The 20193-nt window shown below is 72.4% G+C and carries 17 protein-coding genes and 1 tRNA gene; 9 read left to right on the top strand and 9 right to left on the bottom strand.

The window, feature by feature from the left end; genetic code table 11:
- Positions 1–14: 14 nt before the first annotated feature.
- A complete protein-coding gene (locus tag B0E54_RS11055) occupies positions 15–470 on the bottom strand; it encodes a GatB/YqeY domain-containing protein (protein ID WP_234583270.1) in 456 nt (151 codons plus the stop codon).
- 25 nt (positions 471–495) lie between these two features.
- Here B0E54_RS11055 and B0E54_RS11050 point away from each other — a divergent pair, with 25 nt between their 5' ends.
- Together B0E54_RS11050 and B0E54_RS11045 are read left to right on the top strand one after the other, a co-directional pair.
- Positions 496–1389 (top strand): metallophosphoesterase, encoded by an 894-nt coding sequence (locus B0E54_RS11050; RefSeq protein ID WP_234583269.1) that lies wholly within the window; start codon positions 496–498, stop codon positions 1387–1389.
- Between the two features lie 288 nt (positions 1390–1677).
- Positions 1678–1754: transfer RNA gene (locus B0E54_RS11045), tRNA-Pro, on the top strand.
- An 82-nt stretch (positions 1755–1836) separates the two neighbouring features.
- Here B0E54_RS11045 and B0E54_RS11040 read toward each other — a convergent pair.
- The gene (locus B0E54_RS11040) at positions 1837–2310 is read right to left on the bottom strand and encodes a hypothetical protein (protein ID WP_234583268.1); all 474 of its coding nucleotides are present in this window, start codon (positions 2308–2310) and stop codon (positions 1837–1839) included.
- A gap of 129 nt (positions 2311–2439) precedes the next feature.
- On the opposite strand from B0E54_RS11040, the gene B0E54_RS11035 reads away from it, so the two are divergent.
- On the top strand, positions 2440–3717 hold the full coding sequence (locus B0E54_RS11035) for an MFS transporter (protein WP_234583267.1): 1278 nt from the start codon (positions 2440–2442) through the stop codon (positions 3715–3717).
- 404 nt (positions 3718–4121) lie between these two features.
- Here B0E54_RS11035 and B0E54_RS11030 read toward each other — a convergent pair whose 3' ends face one another.
- Positions 4122–5849, bottom strand: a complete 1728-nt coding sequence (locus tag B0E54_RS11030) for a bifunctional UDP-sugar hydrolase/5'-nucleotidase (protein WP_234583266.1) — start codon at positions 5847–5849, stop codon at positions 4122–4124.
- A gap of 319 nt (positions 5850–6168) precedes the next feature.
- Here B0E54_RS11030 and B0E54_RS11025 point away from each other — a divergent pair, with 319 nt between their 5' ends.
- Positions 6169–6966, top strand: a complete 798-nt coding sequence (locus B0E54_RS11025; protein WP_234583265.1) for an alpha/beta fold hydrolase — start codon at positions 6169–6171, stop codon at positions 6964–6966.
- A gap of 44 nt (positions 6967–7010) precedes the next feature.
- Here the strand turns inward: B0E54_RS11025 and B0E54_RS11020 are convergent, their stop codons facing one another.
- Both B0E54_RS11020 and B0E54_RS11015 read right to left on the bottom strand, forming a co-directional pair.
- Positions 7011–7667, bottom strand: coding sequence for a histone deacetylase (locus B0E54_RS11020; RefSeq protein ID WP_234583264.1), 657 nt, complete (start codon positions 7665–7667; stop codon positions 7011–7013).
- Between the two features lie 11 nt (positions 7668–7678).
- The gene (locus tag B0E54_RS11015; protein ID WP_234583263.1) at positions 7679–8458 is read right to left on the bottom strand and encodes a phosphodiesterase; all 780 of its coding nucleotides are present in this window, start codon (positions 8456–8458) and stop codon (positions 7679–7681) included.
- Between the two features lie 170 nt (positions 8459–8628).
- Here B0E54_RS11015 and B0E54_RS11010 point away from each other — a divergent pair, with 170 nt between their 5' ends.
- The gene (locus tag B0E54_RS11010) at positions 8629–10050 is read left to right on the top strand and encodes a diguanylate cyclase (protein WP_234583262.1); all 1422 of its coding nucleotides are present in this window, start codon (positions 8629–8631) and stop codon (positions 10048–10050) included.
- A 207-nt stretch (positions 10051–10257) separates the two neighbouring features.
- Here the strand turns inward: B0E54_RS11010 and B0E54_RS11005 are convergent, their stop codons facing one another.
- Together B0E54_RS11005 and B0E54_RS11000 are read right to left on the bottom strand one after the other, a co-directional pair.
- On the bottom strand, positions 10258–11319 hold the full coding sequence (locus B0E54_RS11005) for an aspartate-semialdehyde dehydrogenase (protein WP_234583261.1): 1062 nt from the start codon (positions 11317–11319) through the stop codon (positions 10258–10260).
- A gap of 5 nt (positions 11320–11324) precedes the next feature.
- Entirely contained in the window at positions 11325–12590 is a 1266-nt protein-coding gene (locus B0E54_RS11000; protein ID WP_234583260.1) for an aspartate kinase, read from the bottom strand.
- A gap of 267 nt (positions 12591–12857) precedes the next feature.
- Between B0E54_RS11000 and B0E54_RS10995 the strand changes: the two genes are divergently transcribed.
- Positions 12858–13649, top strand: a complete 792-nt coding sequence (locus B0E54_RS10995) for a hypothetical protein (RefSeq protein ID WP_234583259.1) — start codon at positions 12858–12860, stop codon at positions 13647–13649.
- 84 nt (positions 13650–13733) lie between these two features.
- A complete protein-coding gene (locus B0E54_RS10990; protein ID WP_234583258.1) occupies positions 13734–14264 on the top strand; it encodes a nitroreductase family protein in 531 nt (176 codons plus the stop codon).
- On the opposite strand, the gene B0E54_RS10985 is transcribed toward B0E54_RS10990, so the two are convergent.
- The gene (locus B0E54_RS10985) at positions 14265–15263 is read right to left on the bottom strand and encodes an ArsR family transcriptional regulator (protein WP_234583257.1); all 999 of its coding nucleotides are present in this window, start codon (positions 15261–15263) and stop codon (positions 14265–14267) included.
- A gap of 78 nt (positions 15264–15341) precedes the next feature.
- On the opposite strand from B0E54_RS10985, the gene B0E54_RS10980 reads away from it, so the two are divergent.
- Positions 15342–16613, top strand: coding sequence for an MFS transporter (locus tag B0E54_RS10980; RefSeq protein WP_234583256.1), 1272 nt, complete (start codon positions 15342–15344; stop codon positions 16611–16613).
- A gap of 237 nt (positions 16614–16850) precedes the next feature.
- Positions 16851–18602 carry a 2-isopropylmalate synthase gene (gene leuA / locus B0E54_RS10975; RefSeq protein WP_234583255.1) on the top strand — a complete coding sequence of 584 codons (1752 nt, stop codon included), beginning with the start codon at positions 16851–16853 and terminating at the stop codon, positions 18600–18602.
- Between the two features lie 27 nt (positions 18603–18629).
- Here the strand turns inward: leuA and B0E54_RS10970 are convergent, their stop codons facing one another.
- On the bottom strand, positions 18630–20123 hold the full coding sequence (locus tag B0E54_RS10970) for an MFS transporter (protein WP_234583254.1): 1494 nt from the start codon (positions 20121–20123) through the stop codon (positions 18630–18632).
- Between the last annotated feature and the right edge of the window lie 70 nt (positions 20124–20193).

Raw genomic sequence — 20193 nt, 5'->3', positions numbered from 1 at the left:
CTGGGCGCTGGGGATCAGAGCCCGAGCTGTCGGCGTACCTCGGCGGCGACCCGACCACCCTCGGCCTGGCCGGCCACCGCGGCCTGGGCCGCCTTCATGGCCGGGCCCATCTGGGCCTTGCCGGTGAAGCCGCCCGCGGCGAGCGCCCCCGCGACCAGCTCGGTCAGCTCGGCGTCCGAGAGCTGCTTGGGCAGGTAGCGGTCCAGCACCTCACCCTCGGCGGTCTCCTTCGCGGCCTGCTCGGCGCGGCCCGCGTCGGCGAAGGCGGTGGCCGCCTCCCGACGCTTCTTGGCCTCCTTGGTCAGCACCGCGAGCACCTCGTCGTCGGTGAGCTCGCGCTTGGCCTTGCCGGCGACCTCGGCATTGCCCACGGCGGCCAGGGCCATCCGCAGCGTGGAGGTGGTCAGCTCGTCGCGCGCCTTGAGCGCGGAACGCATGTCGGCGGTGAGGCGGTCCTTCAGCGTGCTCATGGACGGTCAAACTACCCTGAACGCCATGCGAAAGCGCACACTATTCCGCCTCGCCGCCGGAACCGCAGCAGTCGGCGCGACCACACTCGCGTACGCGTCGCTCGTCGAGCGCAACATGTTCACCCTCCGGCGGTACGACGTGCCGACGCTGCCGGCCGACGCGGAGCCGCTGCGCGTGCTGCACCTGTCGGACCTGCACATGATGCCCGACCAGGCGCGCAAGCAGCGCTGGGTGGCGTCGCTGGCCGCCCTCGACCCGGACCTGGTCGTGGTCACCGGCGACAACATGGCGCACCCGGGCGCGGTGCCGGGCGTGCTGCGGGCGCTGCAACCGCTGCTCGACTACCCGGGCGCGTTCGTGTTCGGCTCCAACGACTACACCGGGCCGGTGCTGAAGAACCCGTTCACCTACTTCCTGCCCGACCGGGAGTACACCGAAGGCGTCGACCTGCCCTACGAGGAACTGCGCCAGGTGTTCACCGGCGCCGGCTGGGCCGACCTCAACAACGCCCGGACTACCCTCAAGGCCGGCGGCCGGGAAGTGGACCTCGTGGGCGTCGACGACCCGCACATCGACCGGGACGACTACCCTGCCGTCTCCGGCCGCGTCTCGTCCTCCGCCGACCTGTCGATCGCCGTGACTCACTCCCCCGAGCCACGGGTGCTCGACCAGATGGCCGCCGACGGCTTTGGCCTGCTGCTGGCCGGGCACACCCACGGCGGCCAGGTCTGCGTCCCGGGGTACGGGGCGCTGGTGACCAACTGCGGCCTGCCCCGCTCGATGGCACGTGGGCTGCACCGGTGGCCGGGATCGGACTCCTGGCTGCACGTCTCCGCCGGCCTCGGCACCCACCCGACCGCACCGATCCGCTTCGCCTGCCCCCCGGAGGCGAGCATCCTGACCCTCATCCCCCGCTGACCTGTCCCGCCGCGCCTCCCCGACCGCCCCCGACCGCCCGCCCCGCCGTCGCCCCGCCCTCGCCCCCGCCGTCGCCCCGCCGTCCCCCGCCGTCGCCCGCCGTCGCCCCGCCTCGCCCCAAGATCCGCGCAGTATCGGGGATGTTGCTGCCTCGCCGTGCCGGGAGGCAGCAACATCGGGGAAGTTGCGCGGATCTTGGCGGCTGCGGGCGTGATTCGGCCGGGTCGGGCGGCGGGGGTACCGAGTTTGACCATCGGGGCGGGTGGGCTACTATTTGTCGGCACGCCTCGGGGTGTGGCGCAGCTTGGTAGCGCGCTTCGTTCGGGACGAAGAGGTCGTCGGTTCGAATCCGGCCACCCCGACCAGAGGTAAGAGGGCACATCCGATCAATGGATGTGCCCTCTTGTGTCTGTCTGCGACGGTCCCCGCTCACGGCAACCCGTGCCGTCAGTCCTGCCGTTCGGTGCGCTCGATCTCGGTGAACGCGGCAGCCAGATAGTCGTCCAACGGCACGCCCGTCACCGCCAACAGGTCGGCCACGAGCAGCGGAGCATGCCGGGCCAGGGCCGCCGCGTCCGGCCGCGACTCGTCGCCCTCGGGGTCGTACACACCGAGGGCTCCGGCGAGCAGGACGAGCACCACGTGCGGATCGACGTCGCGACGCCACCGCATCGCGTCCTGCACGCAGCGGGTCAGCACCTGACGGATGTCGTCGCCGGCCAGCCCCTCCGGGTGGCCCTCCTCCAGCAGGAGCCGCACCACAGTTCCGAGCACCAGACCGGACCGCTCGTCGGCCGCGAGATCAACGACCGCCTCGTCGTACGCCTGATCGTCGCGGGCCTGGGCTGCGGCGACGGCCGCCGTGGCGGTCACCGCGATGGCGCGGGCGGTAGCGGGCAGGTGTCGCCAGGTGCCGGTCATCGGGCCAGCATCGCAGACCCGGCGGACACCGACGATCGCCGTGGGGTTGGTCACGCGGCGGCCCGGGAACAGCGTCGCCGCTGCAAAACGGTTCGCGGGGCGTCACACCCACCGAACAGAATGCCGGACATGCTGCGTCGATCCCTGCCCCGCCGTCCGGAAGCCCGCCGGATCCTCCTCGGCACCCTGCTGTCGGCGATCGGGCGGGGCCTGACCCTGCCGTTCCTGTTCATCTACCTCACCGACGTACGCGGGCTCACCGACACCCGCGCCGGTCTGGTGATCGGCTGGTACGGCGTCGTCACTCTGGCGTTGTCGCCGCTGGGCGGGACGCTCATCGACCGGTTCGGCGCGCGCCGGGTGGTGGTGCCGTGTCTCGTGATCGAGGCGATCGGCACCGGTTCGCTGGCGCTGGTCCACTCGACCGGCTCGGCCCTGCTCGTGATGACCGTGATCGCCGTCGGCAGCTCGGCGATCTGGTCCGGGCAGAACACCATCCTCGCCTCGCTCACCGACGACGGTGAGCGGCAACGGGTCTTCGGGCTGAACTTCGCGCTGCTCAACCTCGGCATCGGTATCGGCGGCATGACGTCCGGCGCGATCGTCGACACGGCGCGACCCGCCACCTTCCAGACGATCTACCTGCTGGATTCGGTCAGCTACCTGATGCCGGCTCTGATCCTGTTGACCCTGCCCGGCGTCGGCCACCGACTCGGCAGCCGCTCCGCCGGCGACGGTCCGTCGAGCGGCGGCTACCTGACAGTGCTCCGGGACCGTCCGTTCCGCCGGCTGGTGATCTTCGGTCTGGTCCTCACCACCTGCGGGTACGCCCAGGTCGAGGTCGGCTTCGCCGCATTCGCGGTACGCGTCGCCGAGGTGAACCCCCGGGTGGTGGCCTGGGCGCTCGCGGCCAACACGGTGATGATCGTGCTCGCCCAACTGCTGGTGATCCGCCGGATCGAGGGGCGTAGCCGCACCGGCGCGCTCGCCGTGGTCGGGGCGGTGTTCGCCGCCGCCTGGCTGGTCCTCGGCGTCGCCGGTGTGGTCAGCACCGGCAACGCCCTGGTGGCCGCCCTGTGCGTGGTGGCCTGCTCGGCGATCTTCGGCCTCGGCGAGACGCTGCTGTCGCCGGTGATGCCGGCGCTGACCAACGCGCTCGCCACCGACGAGCTGCGCGGCAGGTACAACGCCATGAGTTCGATGATCTTCGGGATCAGCGGTGTGATCGGTCCGGTGACCGCCGGCCCGCTCATCGGCGCGGCCAACGGCATGGTCTGGGTCGCGGTGGTGGTGGGCGGCTGCCTGGTCGCCTCGCTCATCGCGCTCTCCCTGCGCCGACTGCTCACCACCGATCAGGACGGCCGCCCGACGATCACCGCGCCCGCCCCGGCGCCCGCCCCCGTCTGACCCGACGCGGTAGCCGCGTTCGGATGCGCGGGCAGCCAAGACCGCGGGCGGGGCGGCGTCGTGCGCGTCCGTGCGTCCGTGCGTCCGTGCGTCCGTGCGTCCGTGCGTCCGTGCGTCCGTGCGTCCGTGCGTCCGTGCAAGATCATGCTCGATCCTGGATGTAGTGGCATCCCTACGCCCGAAGGCCACTACAACCAGGATCGAGCAGGATCTTGCGGAGGCGGGCCGGCCGGCGCTGCCCGGCGCGGGCAACGCGCAGGGCGCGGGCAACGCGCAGGGCGCGGGCAACGCGCAGGGCGCGGGCAACACGCGGGACGGCAGCAGGGCGCCGCGGCCGCCGGTGCCCGGAGACGGGTCGGGCCCCGGAGCGGGTGCTCCGGGGCCCGATCGTGCGGGGTACGCCGTCAGGCGGCGGGGACCTCGGCGGTGGTGCGGATGCGGTCGAGCGTCGGGGCGGAGACCGGCGACTGCGCGGTCAGGTACGCCACGAACGCGTCCAGGTCGATCTGGCCGGTGACCTGGTTGGTTCCGGCGGTGAGGGCGCTGAAGCCGTCGCCGCCGCCGGAGAGGAAGTTGTTCACCGTCACCCGGTAGGTGGCGGCGGCGTCGACGGCGGTTCCCCCGATGGTGAGGCTGCCCCGGACCACGCGGGTGCCGGCGCACGGGTCCGCCGCGGGAGCGGTGGCGCCCTTCAGGTCCACGACGTAACCCACGGTCGAGGACGGGTACAGCACCCGACCGGTCACGAACTGCTGCTCCAGTACGCAGTAGAGCTGCGCGCCGGTCAGATCCAGCGTCACGAGGTTGTTGGCGAACGGCTGCACAGTGAACGCCTCCTCGTAGGTGACCGGGCCGGCGTCCAGGTTGGCGCGTACCCCGCCCGGGTTCATGAAGGCGGCTACCGCGTTCTGCTCGTCGTCGGTGGCGGCGAGCTGCGCGTCGGCGATCAGGTTGCCCAGCGGCGACTCGCCGCACGAGGCCGGCACCGCCGCGGAGCAGGTGTCGAGCAGGTTCTCCTGCGTCTTGGTGATCGCGGTGGTGGTCTCGCCGACCTGGCGGTCGGCGACCGGGCCGAGCACCGTCTTGTACCTGTCGATCAGCGCGGTCTGCTTCGGGTCCTTGGCGACGTCCCGGGTGACCACCACGTTGTTCGCGGCGGCCGAGAGCACGTCCCCGGACCGGCGGTCGATCTTCAGGTCGATGTCGGTGACCAGGCGGCCGAACGAGCTGGCGCTGGTGACCAGCTTGCCGTTGATGTTGCAGTTGTACGCCTGGTGGGTGTGGCCGCTGACCACCACGTCGATCGACGGGTCCATCCGGTTGGCGATGTCCACGATGGGGCCGGTCATGCCGACGCAGTCGTTGATGCCACCGGTCGCCGCCTGGGTGCCGCCCTCGTGCAGCAGCACGACGATCGTCTCCACGCCCTTGCGGCGCAGCTCACGGGCGTACCGGTTCGCGGTTTCCGCCTCGTCGGTGAAGGTGAGGCCTGCGACGCCCTGCTGGCTGACGATCTCCGGGGTGCCCTCCAGGGTCATCCCGATGAAGCCGACCTTGACGCCCTGCACCTTGTGGATCGCGTACGGCGCCATCAACGGCTTGCCGGTGGCGGTCTTGAAGGCGTTGGCGGACAGGTACTGGAAGCCGGCCCCCCGGTACGGGGTGCCGTCGGCGCAGCCGTCCACCGGGTGGCAGCCGCCGTTCTGAATCCGCAGCAGCTCGGCGGCGCCCTCGTCGAACTCGTGGTTGCCGACGCTTGCGTAGTCGAGCCCGGCCATGCTCAGCGCCTCGATGGTCGGCTCGTCGTGGAACGCCGCGGAGAGCAGCGGGGACGCGCCGATCAGGTCACCGGCGGCGACGGTGATGGTGTTCTTCTTCTTGGCGGCGGCGCGCAGCTCGGCCAGGTGGGTCGCGAGGTATTCGACACCGCCCGCGGGCTGACCTGCGATGGTGCCGTTGGTGCTGCTCGGGGGTTCGAGGTTGCCGTGGAAATCGTTGAGAGCGAGCAGGGTGACGTCGACCGGCTTCGGTCGCGCGTCGGCCTGCTCGGGAGTGGTGGCGACCGCGCCGAGCGCTGCCACCGCGAGCGCGGTCAGGCCGACAGCGGCCCGACGCATCCCGGGTATGGACATGGAACTCCTCGTGAGAATCGGCGCGTGCGGTGGCCGGCCTGTGGGTCGACCGGGCCGCCGACCGACGCCGTCGGAAGGGTCGGTCGCGGATGGCGGCGGTTGGGAATCGCCGCCCGCACCGACAGCCTCTCATCCGGACGCCGGTCGGTCGAGCCGGGCAGCGGATCGAAGCCGTTCCGCCGACAGCAGGTCAGAGCTGCGGATACGCCGGCATCGGCGCACGGGTCGACATGGCCCGTGGTCGACGGCGGTCTGCCGGACATTGTCGGTCCGCTGGTCTAGAAAGGACGGGACGGCAGACGCGGATGGAGGCGGCATCGTGAGCGGAACAGCCCCAACGGTGGAGCAGGTGCGATCGGCGGACGGCACGCCCATCGCATACGAGCGGTCCGGGGCCGGACCGGCGATCGTCCTGGTGGGCGGCGCGTTCAACGACCGCGGCACGACCCGGGCGTTGGGCGAGGCGCTGGCACCGGACTTCACCGCCGTCGGCTACGACCGCCGCGGGCGGGGCCACAGCGGGGACACGGCGCCGTACGCGGTCGATCGGGAGATCGAGGACCTGGCCGCCGTTGTCGACGCGGTCGGTGGCAGCGCGGCCCTCTACGGGATCTCCTCGGGCGCGATCCTGGCCGCCCTCGCTGCCGCACAGGGCCTGCCGTCGACCGGGCTGGTCCTGTTCGAGCCGCCCTTCCAGGTCGGTCCGCATGTCGGCATCCGGGAGGACATCTCGGCGCGACTCACCGAGCGGATCGCCGCCGGCGACCGGGACGGCACGGTGGAGATGTTCCTCCTCGAATCGGTGGGCCTGCCGGCCGAGGCGGTCGCCGGCATGCGGGCGCAGCCGATGTGGGAGTCGTTGGCCGCGATCGCGCACACCCTGCCGTACGACGCGCTGGTGAGCGCCGGTGGCGCCCTCCCGGTCGACCGGCTGGGAGCGATCACCACCCCGACGCTCACGGTGGACAGCACCGGCAGTCCACAGTGGCTGCGCGACGCGAGCCGCGCCACCGCCGAGGCGATTCCGGGCGGCCGGTCGATCAGTCTCGACGGCGGCTACCACGAGGTGCCGCCCGCCACGCTCGCCCCCGCGCTACGCGAGTTCCTGCTCGGCTGACGACCCCGGACCGCGTGGGCCCGAACCACGCGGCCCCTCATAAGTCAGTCGGTGGCGAGCGCGTCGGTGACCAGGGTCGTGACGGCGTCGGGCGGCCAGCAGTCGACGACTCCGGGACGCTGTGCCAGGTAGTCGACGATCCGCTCGGCGGGCCAGCCGTGTGACTCGCGCAGCCCTCGGGCGATCATGCGCAGGTAGGTCGGTGCCGGTGGCCGGCAGCGCACGGCCGACGCCGGCTCGGGGGCGGTGAAGGTGAGCATCGGAACGCCGGCGCGCAGCCCGGGGCAGATCAGGGTCTCGTAGCGGCCCGGGCCGAGCGTCGCCCGCCCCTTCGCGACGGCGGTGTCGACAGCCGCGCCGGTCGCCGGAATGAGGTCGGCGGTGTCGCCCGTCGGGCGGTACATCTCCTGGGCGGCGATGTCGGTGAACTGCTCGATGGTGACCAGGTAGGCCCGGGCGGCGGCCTCGCCCGGCAGCTGCGGGTCGTAGAACGCCATCCCGCCGGTCCACGCGCCGGACTCCCCGGCGAAGTAGATCCCGCCCGGCAGCCACACCGGCGCCGACCGGCTCGGCGGACGAGGGTCGCGGCAACCCGGGTACGTCCGCCGACCGCCGGGCGGGCAGCCGCCGACGATGTACCAGGCCAGCCGGGCGGCGTGCATGTTCGAGCCGTACGCGACGTACCAGACGGTGTCGGGCATGGGCGGCGGGCTCAGAAGCCGCAGGTCTGGCCGGCCGAGTGGCTGACCTGCACGACGTGGGTCGCGCAGCCGTCTGGCTCGATGCGGTGCAGCAGGAAGGCGGTCGGCTCGGCGACCCAGCCGATCACCTCGTCGGTGGCCATCGTGAGGGTGCTCTGCTTCCAGGTGCTGGGTGCCACGGTGAGCATCGTGCCGGCGTACCCACTGGTGACCGGACGGTGCAGGTGCCCGGCGGCGACCCGCACGACGTGCCGGTGCCGGCCGATCACCTCGGCCAGCGCGGGCCCGTCGGCGAGCCGGATGGCGTCCGCCGCCGGGATGCCGACCGCGACCGGCGGGTGGTGCAGGAAGATCGCGGCGGGCACGTCGGGCCGACCGGAGAGCACGCCGTCGAGCCAGGCGAGCTGCTCCTCGCCCAGGTTGCCGCCGCCGCTGCCGGGGGTGAGCGAGTCGAGCACGACGACAGTCGCCGCCTCGTGGTCGACGTGGTAGTAGGCGGAGAACCCACCGCCGAGCCAGGGTGTGCCGCCGAACGCGTCGAGCAGAGACTCCCGGTCGTCGTGGTTGCCGGCGGCCAGGTACACCGGCAGCGGGAATCGGCCGATCAGCTCGCGCAGCGCCGCGTACTCGTCGGGTCGGCCGTGGTCGACCAGGTCGCCGGTGATGACCACGCAGTCGGGTCGCGGGCGTAGGGCCAGCACCCGGCCGAGCGCCCGGTGCAGCCCGGCGGCGGGCTCGGCGGCGAGCAGGCCGGTGGTCACGTGCGGATCACTGAGCTGGGCGATGAGCATGAGTGCTCGCCTCCTCGGCGACGGGAGTTCCACGCTATCGCCCGCCGCTTCTTCCCACAGGCTGCGTCCACAGCCTGTGGATAGCACATGTGTACGAAGCTCGGGGCGGTCCCGTCGGCGTGGGTACGCTTGATCGCGCAGAACCCTCCCCTACCTGGAACGACGTGCGAGTGGATCATCAGCGAGTCATCCGTGACGTCACCGTCGGCCTGTCGATGGCGTCGACCGCGCCGGAGGCCTGCCGGCGGACGGTCGCCGCGCTGTCGCGCCACACCCCGGCCACCATCTCGGTGCTGCTCGAGGCCCACGACCGGCTGCGGTGCGTGGCGGCGACCGGTGCATGGCAGGTCTTCGCGACCGTTCCGGCGCGCACCGGGATCGTCGGCCGGGTGTACGCCACCGACGTCGCGGCGGTCGTCCCGGACGTCACCGCCGACCCCGACTACCTTCCGGTACGCCCGGACGTGACCGCTGAGCTGTGCGTGCCGGTGCGCGACCCGGCGGGCCGGGTGTTCGGCGTACTGGACCTGCAGTGGAGTGGGCCGGTCGACCTGGAGCCGTGGCAGGAGACCGCGCAGCGGCTGGCGGCCCGGCTCGGCGCGCGCATCGCCGCGCTGGGCGGCCCTCCGTCGGAGAGCCGGAGCGAGAAGCTGCTCCGGCACGCCGCCGCGCTCTCCGCCGCGCCGACCGAGGAGGCCGTGATCAGCGCGGCGACCTCGGCCGCCCGGGAGGTGTCCACCCTCTCCACCGCGGTGCTGCTGATCGGCGGCCCGGAGGGCGCCCAGCTCGGGCCGCTGGCGCTGGCGGGGTGCGAGTTGGAGACCCGCATCCGGGCCGAGTTGGCCGAGGCGGGGCCGGAGGCTCTCGGCCGGATGATCGACCGGGCGCACCGGTACGGCGCCGGTTACACACTGGGCGAGGCGGGCCACCCGCCGACTGAGGACTACCGGCCGCTGACCCGGGCCGGGGTACGCACGCTGATCGCCGTTCCGGTGGGTCCACCGGACGTCGGTGGGGCGCTGCTCGTCGCCGACGAGCGGGCGCTGCGGCCGGACCCGACCACGGTCAGTCTGATGGAGCTGCTCGCCGGGCAGGTGTGGACCAGCCTGGACCGGCTGCGTACGCTCGCCCGGCTGCGGGAGCAGGCCAGCTCGGACCCGCTGACGGGGCTGCGGCACACCGGCCCGTTCGGGCAGCGGATTGCGGCGGCCACCCCGGGGCGTACGGCTCTGCTGGCGATCGACGTGGACGGCTTCAAGACGGTCAACGACACGTACGGCCATCAGGCCGGCGACCAGGTGCTGGTCGGGTTGGCGCGGGCGCTGGAGGGGGCGCTGCGCCACGGCGACGAGCTGTACCGGATCGGCGGCGACGAGTTCGTGGCGGTGATCGAGGTGAGCCGTCCGGAGGAGGCGGTCCGGATCGCCGAGCGGCTGACCGAGGCCGCTCGCCGGACCGGTCGCACGATCAGCGTGGGCGTCGCCCTCCCCCGCCCCGGCGAGTCCCCCGACCGCACCCTACGAAGGGCCGACCAGGCCCTCTACGCGGTAAAGCGCCAAGGCCGAGACGGAGTCCACCTCGCCGCGGCGTGAACCTCCCCGCCCCGCGCCCCCCGCCCCGCGCCCCTCGCCCCTCGCCCCTCGCCCCTCGCCCCTCGCCCCTCGCCCCTCGCTACGTCGATCATGGAGTTGTGGTGGGGACGTTCACCCCTTCCGGGGCTAAAACGCCCACCACAACTCCATGATCGACACGTGGAGCGGGGCGGAGCGAGGGGCGGGGGCGACGGGGTGTGGGCGGGGCTAGGGGGTGCGGAGTTCCTTGGCCAGGAGTTCGGCGATCTGGGCCGTGTTGAGGGCGGCGCCCTTGCGGAGGTTGTCGCCGGTGACGAAGAAGTCGAGGGCGCGCGGGTCGTCCAGGGCGCGGCGGATGCGGCCGACCCACGACGGGTCGGTGCCGACCGCGTCGATCGGCATCGGGAATTCACCGGCGGCGGGGTCGTCGACGAGGATCACGCCGGGGGCGTTACGCAGCGCCTCGCGGGCGCCCTCGGCGTCGACCTCGGTGGCGAAGACCGCGTGCACGGCCACCGAGTGGGCGGTGACGACCGGCACCCGGACGCAGGTGGCGGACACCTTGAGGTCGGGCAGGCCGAGGATCTTCCGCGACTCGTTGCGGATCTTCATTTCCTCCGACGACCAGCCGCCGTCGGCCGGCGAGCCCGCCCAGGGCACCACGTTGAGCGCCAGCGGCGCCGGGAACGGGCCGAGGTCGTCGCCGACCGCCTGGCGGACGTCGCCGGTACGCGAGCCGAGCGCGCGATCCCCGGCGACCTTGGTGAGCTGGTCGTGCAGGATGTCCACGCCGGCCTTACCGGCGCCGGAGACCGCCTGGTAGGAGGCGAGCACCAGCTCCCGCAGGCCGTACTCGCGGTGCAGGGGCGCGACCGCGACGATCATCGCGAGGGTGGTGCAGTTGGCGTTCGCGATGATGCCCCGGGGCCGGTTGCGGACCTGCTCGGGATTGATCTCCGGGACGACCAGTGGGACGTCCCGGTCCATCCGGAAGGCGCCGGAGTTGTCCACGGCGATCGCGCCCCGGGCGACGGCGATGGGCGCCCACTCGGCGGAGACCTCGTCGGGCACGTCGAACATCGCCACGTCGACCCCGTCGAACGCCTCCGGGGTCAGCGCCTGGACGACGATGTCCTCGCCCCGGCAGCGCACCCGCCTGCCGACCGAACGCTCGGAGGCGAGGAGCCGGATCTCACCCCAGACGTTGCGACGCCCGCTGAGCAGCTCACACATCACGGTGCCGACGGCACCTGTCGCTCCGACCACGGCGAGGGTGGGCAGCGCCGTCATCGGCGCTACCTTCCCGTCCCGGCGTAGACCACGGCTTCGGTGTCGCCGCCCAGCTCGAACTGGTCGTGGATGGCGCGGACCGCGGCGTCGAGGTCGGTGTCCCGGCAGACGACGGACACCCGGATCTCGGAGGTGGAGATCATCTCGATGTTGACCCCGGCAGCGCCGAGCGCGGCGAAGAAGCCGGCGGCCACACCGGGGTGCGAGCGCATGCCGGCACCGATCAGGGAGACCTTGCCGACGTGGTCGTCGTACAGCAGGCCCTTGAACTTGACCGGCTCCTGGATCTTGCTGAGGGCGGCCATCGCGGTCGGGCCGTCGGCCTTGGGCAGCGTGAACGAGATGTCCGTCCGGCCGGTGCCCTCGGTGGAGACGTTCTGCACGATCATGTCGATGTTGATCTCGGCGCCGGCGACGGTGTCGAAGATCCGCGCGGCGGCACCCGGCTCGTCGGGCACGCCGACGATCGTGATCTTGGCCTCGCTGCGGTCGTGCGCGACCCCGGTGATCAGTGCCTGCTCCACGGAAAGGTCCTCCATCGATCCGGTGACCATCGTGCCGGTGTTGGTCGAGTATGACGAACGGACGTGGATCGGCAACCCCGCCCGGCGGGCGTACTCCACGCTACGCAGGTGCAGCACCTTCGCACCGCACGCGGCCAGCTCCAGCATCTCCTCGTAGGTGATGTCCCGGATGTGGCGGGCGTTGGGCACGATCCGCGGGTCGGCGGTGAAGATGCCGTCCACGTCGGTGTAGATCTCGCAGACGTCGGCGTGCAGCGCGGCGGCGAGCGCCACGGCCGTGGTGTCCGAGCCGCCGCGGCCCAGCGTGGTGACGTCCTTGGTGTCCTGCGAGACGCCCTGGAAGCCGGCCACGATGACCACCGAGCCCTCGTCGAGCGCGCCCTTGAGCCGCCCCGGGGTGACATCGATGATCCGCGCCCGGCCGTGCACCGAGGTGGTGATCACGCCGGCCTGCGAGCCGGTGAACGAGCGGGCCTCGTACCCCAGGTTGTGAATCGCCATGGCCAGCAGGGCCATCGAGATCCGCTCCCCGGCGGTGAGCAGCATGTCCAGCTCGCGGCCCGGCGGCAGCGGGCTGACCTGGTTGGCCAGGTCGAGCAGCTCGTCGGTGGTGTCCCCCATCGCGGAGACCACCACCACCACGTCGTCGCCGGCCTTGCGGGCGGCGACGATGCGCTCGGCCACCCGCTTGATCCGCTCGGCGTTGGCGACGGAGGACCCGCCGTACTTCTGCACAACGAGTGCCACGACGGTGCACTCCCTCCCAGTGACCCTGAGCGTGCCGACGCCGCCGGAACCGGGGCCGGCGGCGCGTGTCAGACCCCATGAGGGTATCCGGCGGGTCACGGCGGCGGGTCGGGTGATCCCACCATCCGGCCCGCGCGGCCGTCCGGGCAAGGCGGGTGGCCAGGTCCGCGAGTTCGGGCGGTACGCCGAAATTCCGTGCCCGACACGCCGGGGCGGACGGCTGCCCGCCGCTGCCCACACCTGGCCCGCACCCACCAGAATGGGCCGGTGCCCGTCCTTCACCGCTCGGCCAGCCGCGTGCTCGGGCCGCTCGTGTTCGCCCTGCCGGCAGTCCTGGTCTCCTGCACCAGCGAGCAACCTCCGCCGCCTCCGCCGCCGGCCGATCCCGGGCCGGTCGAGGTGGACGGCGCCCGGGACGAGCTGGCCGCCCTGGCCGCCGCCGCACAGGATCGCCACCTGGTGGCGCGGTACGTGTTCGGCCGGACCGGCCAACCGGACCGCAGCATCGTGTTCACCAGCGCGAACGACGGCAGTTGGCGGGTCGACGTGCCGGGCGGGGCGCTGGGTGGCACCGCCGACGTCTCGCTGGCCGCCACCGGCGACGGGCTGTTCCAGTGCGCGCTGCCCTCGACCGGTCACCCGGAGCCGGCGCGCTGCGTACGCCTCGGCGAACGGGACGACGCGCTCCCGCGCCGGGTGGACCCCCGGATCCAGCATCCACTCACCGATTGGCTGGACGTGCTGACCGACCGGCGCGCGCCACTCGCGGTGGCCGTGGCCGCCACGCCCAAGGGGCTGACCGGGGCCTGCTACTCGGTGGACTCCACCTCCGCCTCGCTGAACGCGCCGTTGGACGTCGGCATCTACTGCTACGACACCGACGGCACGCCTACCGGCGTCCGGACCGAGGCCGGCACGCTGCGGTTGGCGGCCCCGCCCGGCCCGGCGCCCGCCACCGTGCAGCTCGCCGGGCCGGTGGTGGTGGACGCGGAGCCCCTCGACACCGCCGCCCCTCCGACGCCCGACCCGACAGTCAGCCCGAGCGCGGGAACGCCCTGATCTTCATACCGTTACGGGTGCTTTTGCCCACATCCGGCGAGCCCACGTTGAGTGGCGAATCACCCATACAGGACAATTCTCGGCATGGCTGACCTGACCCCGCTGCTCGCCTTCCGCTGGAGCCCTCGGGCCTTCGACCCGAGCGCCACCCTGACCTCGGACGAGGCGGCCTCGCTGCTGGAGGCCGCGCGGTGGGCGCCGTCGGCGGACAACGGGCAGCCCTGGCGGTTCGCCCTCGGCCACCGGGACGACCAGAACTGGAAACGGATCCTGATCAACCTGCCCGCCGACGACCAGGGCTGGGCCCGGCACGCCGCGACCCTGGTGGTCGGCGCGCACACCGGCGGCGACGCCGAGCGGGCCGCGTACGACCTCGGTCAGGCGATGGCCCACCTCACGCTCCAGGCCACCGCGCTCGGTCTGCACGTCCGCCAGCTCGTCCGCTTCGACCGGGCCGGCCTCGCCATCGAACTCGACCTGCCCGGCGGCGTCCGACCGCTGGTGGTCGCCGCCGTCGGCCGGCTCGGCGACCCGTTCGCCCTCCCGGCCGAGCTGCGCGCCCGGGAGACCGGCCTGCGGCACCGTCGGCCGGTCGCCGACCTGCTGCTCGCCTGATCACCCGACCGGGTCGGCCGCCCCGCTGGCCCGCAGCAGAACCTCTGCGGCGTCGGTGTTGCGGTAGAGGACGTGCCGACCCTGTCGAGACCGGCTGACCAGGCCGGCGGCATGCAACGCGGCCAGGTGCTGCGAGACGTTCCCCGCGGACATCCCGGTGCGGCGGGCCAGGTCGGTGGTGGTGGTGGCCGTGTCGAGCAGGTGCAGCAGCGCGGCGCGGCCGGGGCCGATCACCCGTGCCAGCGGGTCGCCGGGCGGTGGCGCGGTCGCCTCCCAGAGCGTCCCGACCGCCCGGACCGGGTACGCGCCGGCCGGCAGCGAATCCTCCAGCAGGTTCCACAGCACCTGCCGCCCGCTGAACACCGTCGGGTTCAGCGCCAGCCCGCGACCGCGCAGGTCGAAGTCCCGCCCGAACGTGTCGTCGCTGATCACCCGGTCCCCGTGCCAGTGCAGGCTCGGGTGGAGCTGCTCGAAGAACCGACCGGCGCCGTTCTCGGCGAGCTGGGCGGCGCGGTACGCCACGTCGGCGTCGAGCAGCGCCCGCATCCGCTGCCAGTCCGGGGCGATCGCCTCGTCGTGCCAGACCCGCACCGCGTCGACGAGCTGCGGCAGCAGCCCACGGGGGTCGGTGAGCAGCGCCTGCCCGAACGGCTTGAGCGGCCGGCTCGGAATCGTGGCCAGCAGGTCCTGGACCACCACGCTCGGCGGCGTCGCGGCGATCTGCTCAAGCTGCTCGGCCATCTCCACGTTCGGCCGGGCCGCCGGGGTGAGGAAGTCGGGCAACCAGCGACCCCGCCCGACCAGGTGCGTCAGCGGTCCGACCCGGGCGGCCACCTCGGGACGGCGCAGGGTCACCCGGGCCCGGTCGATCCAGGGCAGGTGCACGGCGTAACGGACCGGGCTGGCCATCGCCCACATGCTCATGACCGTCTCGTTGACCGGCGACACGGCGAGCCGCACCCCCGCGACGTCGGCCAGGCTGAACCGCAACTCGGACACACGCACCACCTCGGGAGCAGGATTCGGTCCAGCCTAAAAGGCTCGACGGTCCCCGTGGGGGCGCGGTTCACTCCCCCCATGGGGGCCAGAGACACCATCCGCACCGCTGTCCAGAACGTCGTACCGCCTGCCGGGTTGACCCGCGCGCTGGCCGTGCAGGCCATGATCTACGCCGTCGGCAGCGGCCTGTTCCACGCGGGCAGCGCCGTCTTCTTCACCCGGGCGCTCGGGCTCAGTGCCGCCCAGGTCGGGCTGGGCCTGTCCATCGCGGCGGGGGTGTCGCTGCTCGGCACGGTGCCGCTGGGCGGGCTCACCGACAGGTACGGGCCGCAGCGGGTCTGGGCGGTCGGGCTGGTGCTGGACGCGGCGCTCTTCGCCACGTACCCGTTCGTGGGCGGCTTCGCGAGCTTCCTCGCCGTGGTGGTGGCACTGGCGGCCGTGGACGCGTCGACCGGCGTAGCCCGCCAGGTCTACTCGATCAACGCGCTGCCCCCGGCCGAACGGGTCACTGCGATGGCGTACCAGCGTTCGTCGCTGAACATCGGATTCGGGCTGGGCGCGGTGATCAGCGGCCTGGTGCTGGCGGTGGACACGATCGAGGCGTACCGGGCGATGGTCTGGTTCATCGCGGCGGTGATCCTGGTGACGGCCCTGTTCGTCCGGCGACTGCCCCGGCTGCCGCAGGTGACCCGGCCGGTGGAGCCGATGAGTCGGCTCGCCGTGCTGCGGGACCGCCCGTTCATGACGGTGTCCCTGCTCTCCGGGCTGCTCACCGCGCACGGAGTGCTCTACCTGACGGTCATGCCGCTCTGGATCCTCACCCACACCGACGCCCCGAAGACCGTCATCGCCGCGCTGGTGCTGCTCAACACGGTACTGATCGTGCTGCTCCAGGTACGCGTGAGCCGGGGCGCCGACACCGCCGCAGGCGCGGCGCGGGCCTCCCGTCGTGGGGGCCTGCTGATCGCCGCGGCCTGTCTGGTCCTGCCGATCTCCGGGGTCACCCGGGGCCCGCTCACCGTCGTGGTGCTGGTGGCCGCCGCGACGTTGCTGATCCTGGCCGAGCTGATCCAGTCGGCGGGTGCCTGGGGGTTCACCGCCACCCTGCCGCCGGCCGGCCAACGTGGCGCGTACGTGGGGGCGTTCCGGCTCGGCGAGCAGGTGCAGTACCTGATCGCCCCGGCAGGGCTGACCGCGCTCGGCGTGACCACCGGCGGCTGGGGATGGTTACCGACGGCAGCGATCTTCGTGCTGCTCGGAGTGGCGATCGTGCCCGCGGTGGCCTGGGCTCTACGGACGCCGAGGCTGGGCGCCGAGGTCGACGAGCCGGCAATGACTCCGGTCCCATAGTCCGGACCTACCTTTCCACCCTCCGTTCCATCACGTAGGGTGACCTGGTCATGTGGCAGGCGCTTCTTCTCCTTAGCCGCCGCGACGAGGCCTGACCGGCCGGCACCTCGTCGCGGAGTCGCATCGCGCCGTCCAGCACATCTGAGTTTCCTCTCGGCACCGCCGCGCACCGTCGCCCGGCACCTCGCCGACACCTTCCGATCTGCTGACGCCACATGTTCCAGGGAGCACTCTGAGATGGCTCAACCTGTCACCGACGCCGATACCGATCCGATCGCCCGGCAACGCCCGAGCCGGATGCCGTACCACCGCTACCAGCCGTACCGGGAGCAGTTCCGGATCGACCTGCCGGACCGCACCTGGCCCACCCGTACCGTCGAGGCCGCTCCGCGCTGGTGCGCCGTGGATCTCCGGGACGGCAACCAGGCGCTGATCGACCCGATGTCGCCCGAGCGCAAGCGGCGGATGTTCCAGCTGCTGGTCCAGATGGGCTACAAGGAGATCGAGGTCGGCTTCCCGTCGGCCAGCCAGACCGACTTCGACTTCGTCCGGCAGCTCATCGAGCAGGACATGATCCCGGAGGACGTCACCATCCAGGTGCTCACCCAGTGCCGGGAGCACCTGATCGACCGGACGTTCGAGTCGCTGCGCGGCGCCAAGCGGGCGATCGTGCACTTCTACAACTCGACCTCCACCCTCCAGCGGCGGGTGGTCTTCGGCCTGGACAAGGACGGCATCGCCGACATCGCCACCACCGGCGCGCGGCTCTGCCAGAAGTACGCCGAGATCCACACCCCGGACACGGAGATCTTCTACGAGTACTCGCCGGAGTCGTACACGGGCACCGAGCTGGAGTACGCGCTGGAGGTCTGCAGCAAGGTCATCGACGTGATCGACCCGACGCCCGACCGGCCGCTGATCATCAACCTGCCGGCCACGGTCGAGATGGCCACCCCCAACGTGTACGCGGACTCGATCGAGTGGATGCACCGGCACCTGCCGCGTCGCGACAGCGTGGTGCTGAGCCTGCACCCGCACAACGACCGGGGCACCGGGGTCGCCGCCGCCGAGCTGGGCCTGCTGGCCGGCGCGGACCGGATCGAGGGCTGCCTGTTCGGCAACGGCGAGCGCACCGGCAACGTCGACCTGGTGACGCTGGGGCTCAACCTCTTCTCCCAGGGCATCGACCCGATGATCGACTTCTCGAACATCGACGAGATCCGGCGGGCCGTCGAGTACTGCAACCAGCTGCCGGTGCACGAGCGCCACCCGTACGCGGGCGACCTGGTCTACACCGCGTTCTCCGGCTCCCACCAGGACGCGATCAAGAAGGGCTTCGACGCCCTCGCCGCCGATGCGAAGGCGGCCGGCGTGCCGATGGACGAGCACACCTGGGCGGTGCCGTACCTGCCCATCGACCCGAAGGACCTGGGCCGCACCTACGAGGCGGTCATCCGGGTCAACTCGCAGTCCGGCAAGGGCGGCGTCGCGTACGTCATGAAGAGCGAGCACCAGCTGGACCTGCCCCGCCGCCTCCAGATCGAGTTCTCCGGGGTCGTACAGCAGGTCACCGACCACGACGGCGGCGAGGTCGACCCGCGCGCCATGTGGGAGATCTTCGCGACGCACTACCTGCTCGACCACCAGCCCGACCCGGCGATCCGGTTCGGCGGCTACACGATCGGCACCACCGACGGCAAGGTCGAGATCGAGGCACAGGTCGGCGTGGGCGGCGAGCAGCGCTCGCTCGCCGCGGTCGGCAACGGCCCGATCGACGCGTACGTCAACGCGCTCGGTTCGGTGGGGGTGGGCGTCCGGGTGCTCGACTACCACGAGCACGCGCTGTCCTCCGGTGGCGACGCGCAGGCCGCCGCCTATGTGGAGTGCGAGGTGGACGGTCGGACGGTCTGGGGTGTCGGCACCGACGCCAACATCGTCACCGCATCGATCAAGGCGGTCACCAGCGCGGTCAACCGCGCCCGCGGCTGACATGCCCGCCACGCCCCCGAAGTCGGTCTACTTCGGGGGCGTGGCGGCGGGCATCTGGTGGCAGGGCTGCGACGGTGGCGCCGCGCGCGGGGGCCGGTGCACCAGCACGAGGGCCAGCACCGCTCCGACCAGCAGCAGCCCCGCACACCAGGCCAGCGCTCCCCGGAACGCGTCGGTCAGCTCGGCCTTCTGCTCGTAGCCGCCGCCGGACAGGCCGACCAGCAGCGGCAGCGCGGCCACGGCGAGCAGGCCACCGGCCCGGGACGCGGCGTTGTTGAAGCCGCTGGCCACCCCGGAGAAGCGGTCCTGCACCGCCGCGAGCACCGACGCGGTCAGCGGTGCCACCACCAGGGTCAGCCCGAGACCGAAGAGCAGCACCCCGGGCAGCACGTCGGTCCAGTACGACGCGCCGGGGCTGACGCCGCGCAGCAGCAGCAGACCGATGGCGGCGATCACCGGCCCGACGGCAAGCGGCAGCCGGGGGCCGATCCGCGCCGACAGCGCGCCCGCCCGGGCCGACCCGATGAGCAGCAGCACCGTCATCGGCAGCAGCGCGATCCCGGTGCGAAAGGCCGACCACTCGACGACGTTCTGCAGGTAGACCGCGAAGAAGAAGGTGAACCCGCCGAGCGCCGCGTAGACCACCACGGTGAAGATGTTCAGGACGGAGAAGAGTCGGCTGCTGAACAGCCCGGTGGGCAGCATCGCCGTGTCGCCGCGCCGCCGTTCCAGCAGCACGAAGGTCACCGCGGCCACCACCCCGACCAGCGCGGCGATCAGCACCGACGCCGAGGTGAAGCCCCGGGCGGGCGCGTCGATCAATGCGTACGTGACGCCGGCGAGCGCGAGCGCGCCGAGCAGCGCCCCGGCCACGTCGAACCGGCGTCGCGTCCGGTCCGGCCCCTGCGTCCGGGAGGCGTTCTCGTCCCGGCTCTCCGGCACCCAGCGGACGGTGGCCAGCACCACCAGCACCGCGAGCGGCAGGTTCAGGAAGAAGATCCACCGCCACGACAGCGCGTCGATCAGCCAGCCACCGAGGAACGGGCCCAGCGCGGTGGACACACCGGACAGCCCGGCCCAGGCGCCGATCGCCTTGCCCCGGTCGTCCGGGTGGAAGCTGGCCTGGAGCACCGACAGGGAGCCGGGGGTGAGCAGCGCCCCGCCGGCGCCCTGGAGGAACCGGGCGGCGATCAGGGTGCCGGTGCCCTGGGACAGCCCGCACAGCACCGAGGCCACGGTGAACCACACCACCCCGATCAGGAAGACCCGTCGCCGACCGAAGCGGTCCCCGAGAGCTCCACCGAGCAGCACGAACGCCGCCAGCATCAGCAGGTAGCCGTTCACGGTCCACTGGAGATCGGCCACGTTGGCCCCGAGATCCTGGCCGAGTTTCGGCAGCGCGACGTTGACGACGGTGCTGTCCAGGAAGACCATGCCGGAGGCGAGCACCGCGGCGAGCAGCGTCCCCCGGCCGGCGGCGGTGCCCATCCGCAGAGCGGGCGACGGTACGGCTGTGGTCATCTCACCAATCTGCCTTGCAGGATGTGGGAGACGCCACGAAACGCCGAAACCATGCCCGGGTACTGTGCGC

The sequence above is a fragment of the Micromonospora sp. MH99 genome (assembly GCF_021442385.1).
Classification (GTDB): Bacteria; Actinomycetota; Actinomycetes; order Mycobacteriales; family Micromonosporaceae; genus Micromonospora.
This window is presented reverse-complemented; position numbering and strand designations above follow the sequence as displayed.

Excerpts from the sequence above, each read along its gene's own strand:
- B0E54_RS11055 (WP_234583270.1), bottom strand. The coding sequence starts at position 470 with ATGAGCACGCTGAAGGACCGCCTCACCGCCGACATGCGTTCCGCGCTC.
- B0E54_RS11050 (WP_234583269.1), top strand. The coding sequence starts at position 496 with ATGCGAAAGCGCACACTATTCCGCCTCGCCGCCGGAACCGCAGCAGTC.
- B0E54_RS11040 (WP_234583268.1), bottom strand. The coding sequence starts at position 2,310 with ATGACCGGCACCTGGCGACACCTGCCCGCTACCGCCCGCGCCATCGCG.
- B0E54_RS11035 (WP_234583267.1), top strand. The coding sequence starts at position 2,440 with ATGCTGCGTCGATCCCTGCCCCGCCGTCCGGAAGCCCGCCGGATCCTC.
- B0E54_RS11030 (WP_234583266.1), bottom strand. The coding sequence starts at position 5,849 with ATGTCCATACCCGGGATGCGTCGGGCCGCTGTCGGCCTGACCGCGCTC.
- B0E54_RS11020 (WP_234583264.1), bottom strand. The coding sequence starts at position 7,667 with ATGCCCGACACCGTCTGGTACGTCGCGTACGGCTCGAACATGCACGCC.
- B0E54_RS11015 (WP_234583263.1), bottom strand. The coding sequence starts at position 8,458 with ATGCTCATCGCCCAGCTCAGTGATCCGCACGTGACCACCGGCCTGCTC.
- B0E54_RS11005 (WP_234583261.1), bottom strand. The coding sequence starts at position 11,319 with ATGACGGCGCTGCCCACCCTCGCCGTGGTCGGAGCGACAGGTGCCGTC.
- B0E54_RS10990 (WP_234583258.1), top strand. The coding sequence starts at position 13,734 with ATGGCTGACCTGACCCCGCTGCTCGCCTTCCGCTGGAGCCCTCGGGCC.
- B0E54_RS10980 (WP_234583256.1), top strand. The coding sequence starts at position 15,342 with ATGGGGGCCAGAGACACCATCCGCACCGCTGTCCAGAACGTCGTACCG.
- leuA (WP_234583255.1), top strand. The coding sequence starts at position 16,851 with ATGGCTCAACCTGTCACCGACGCCGATACCGATCCGATCGCCCGGCAA.
- B0E54_RS10970 (WP_234583254.1), bottom strand. The coding sequence starts at position 20,123 with ATGACCACAGCCGTACCGTCGCCCGCTCTGCGGATGGGCACCGCCGCC.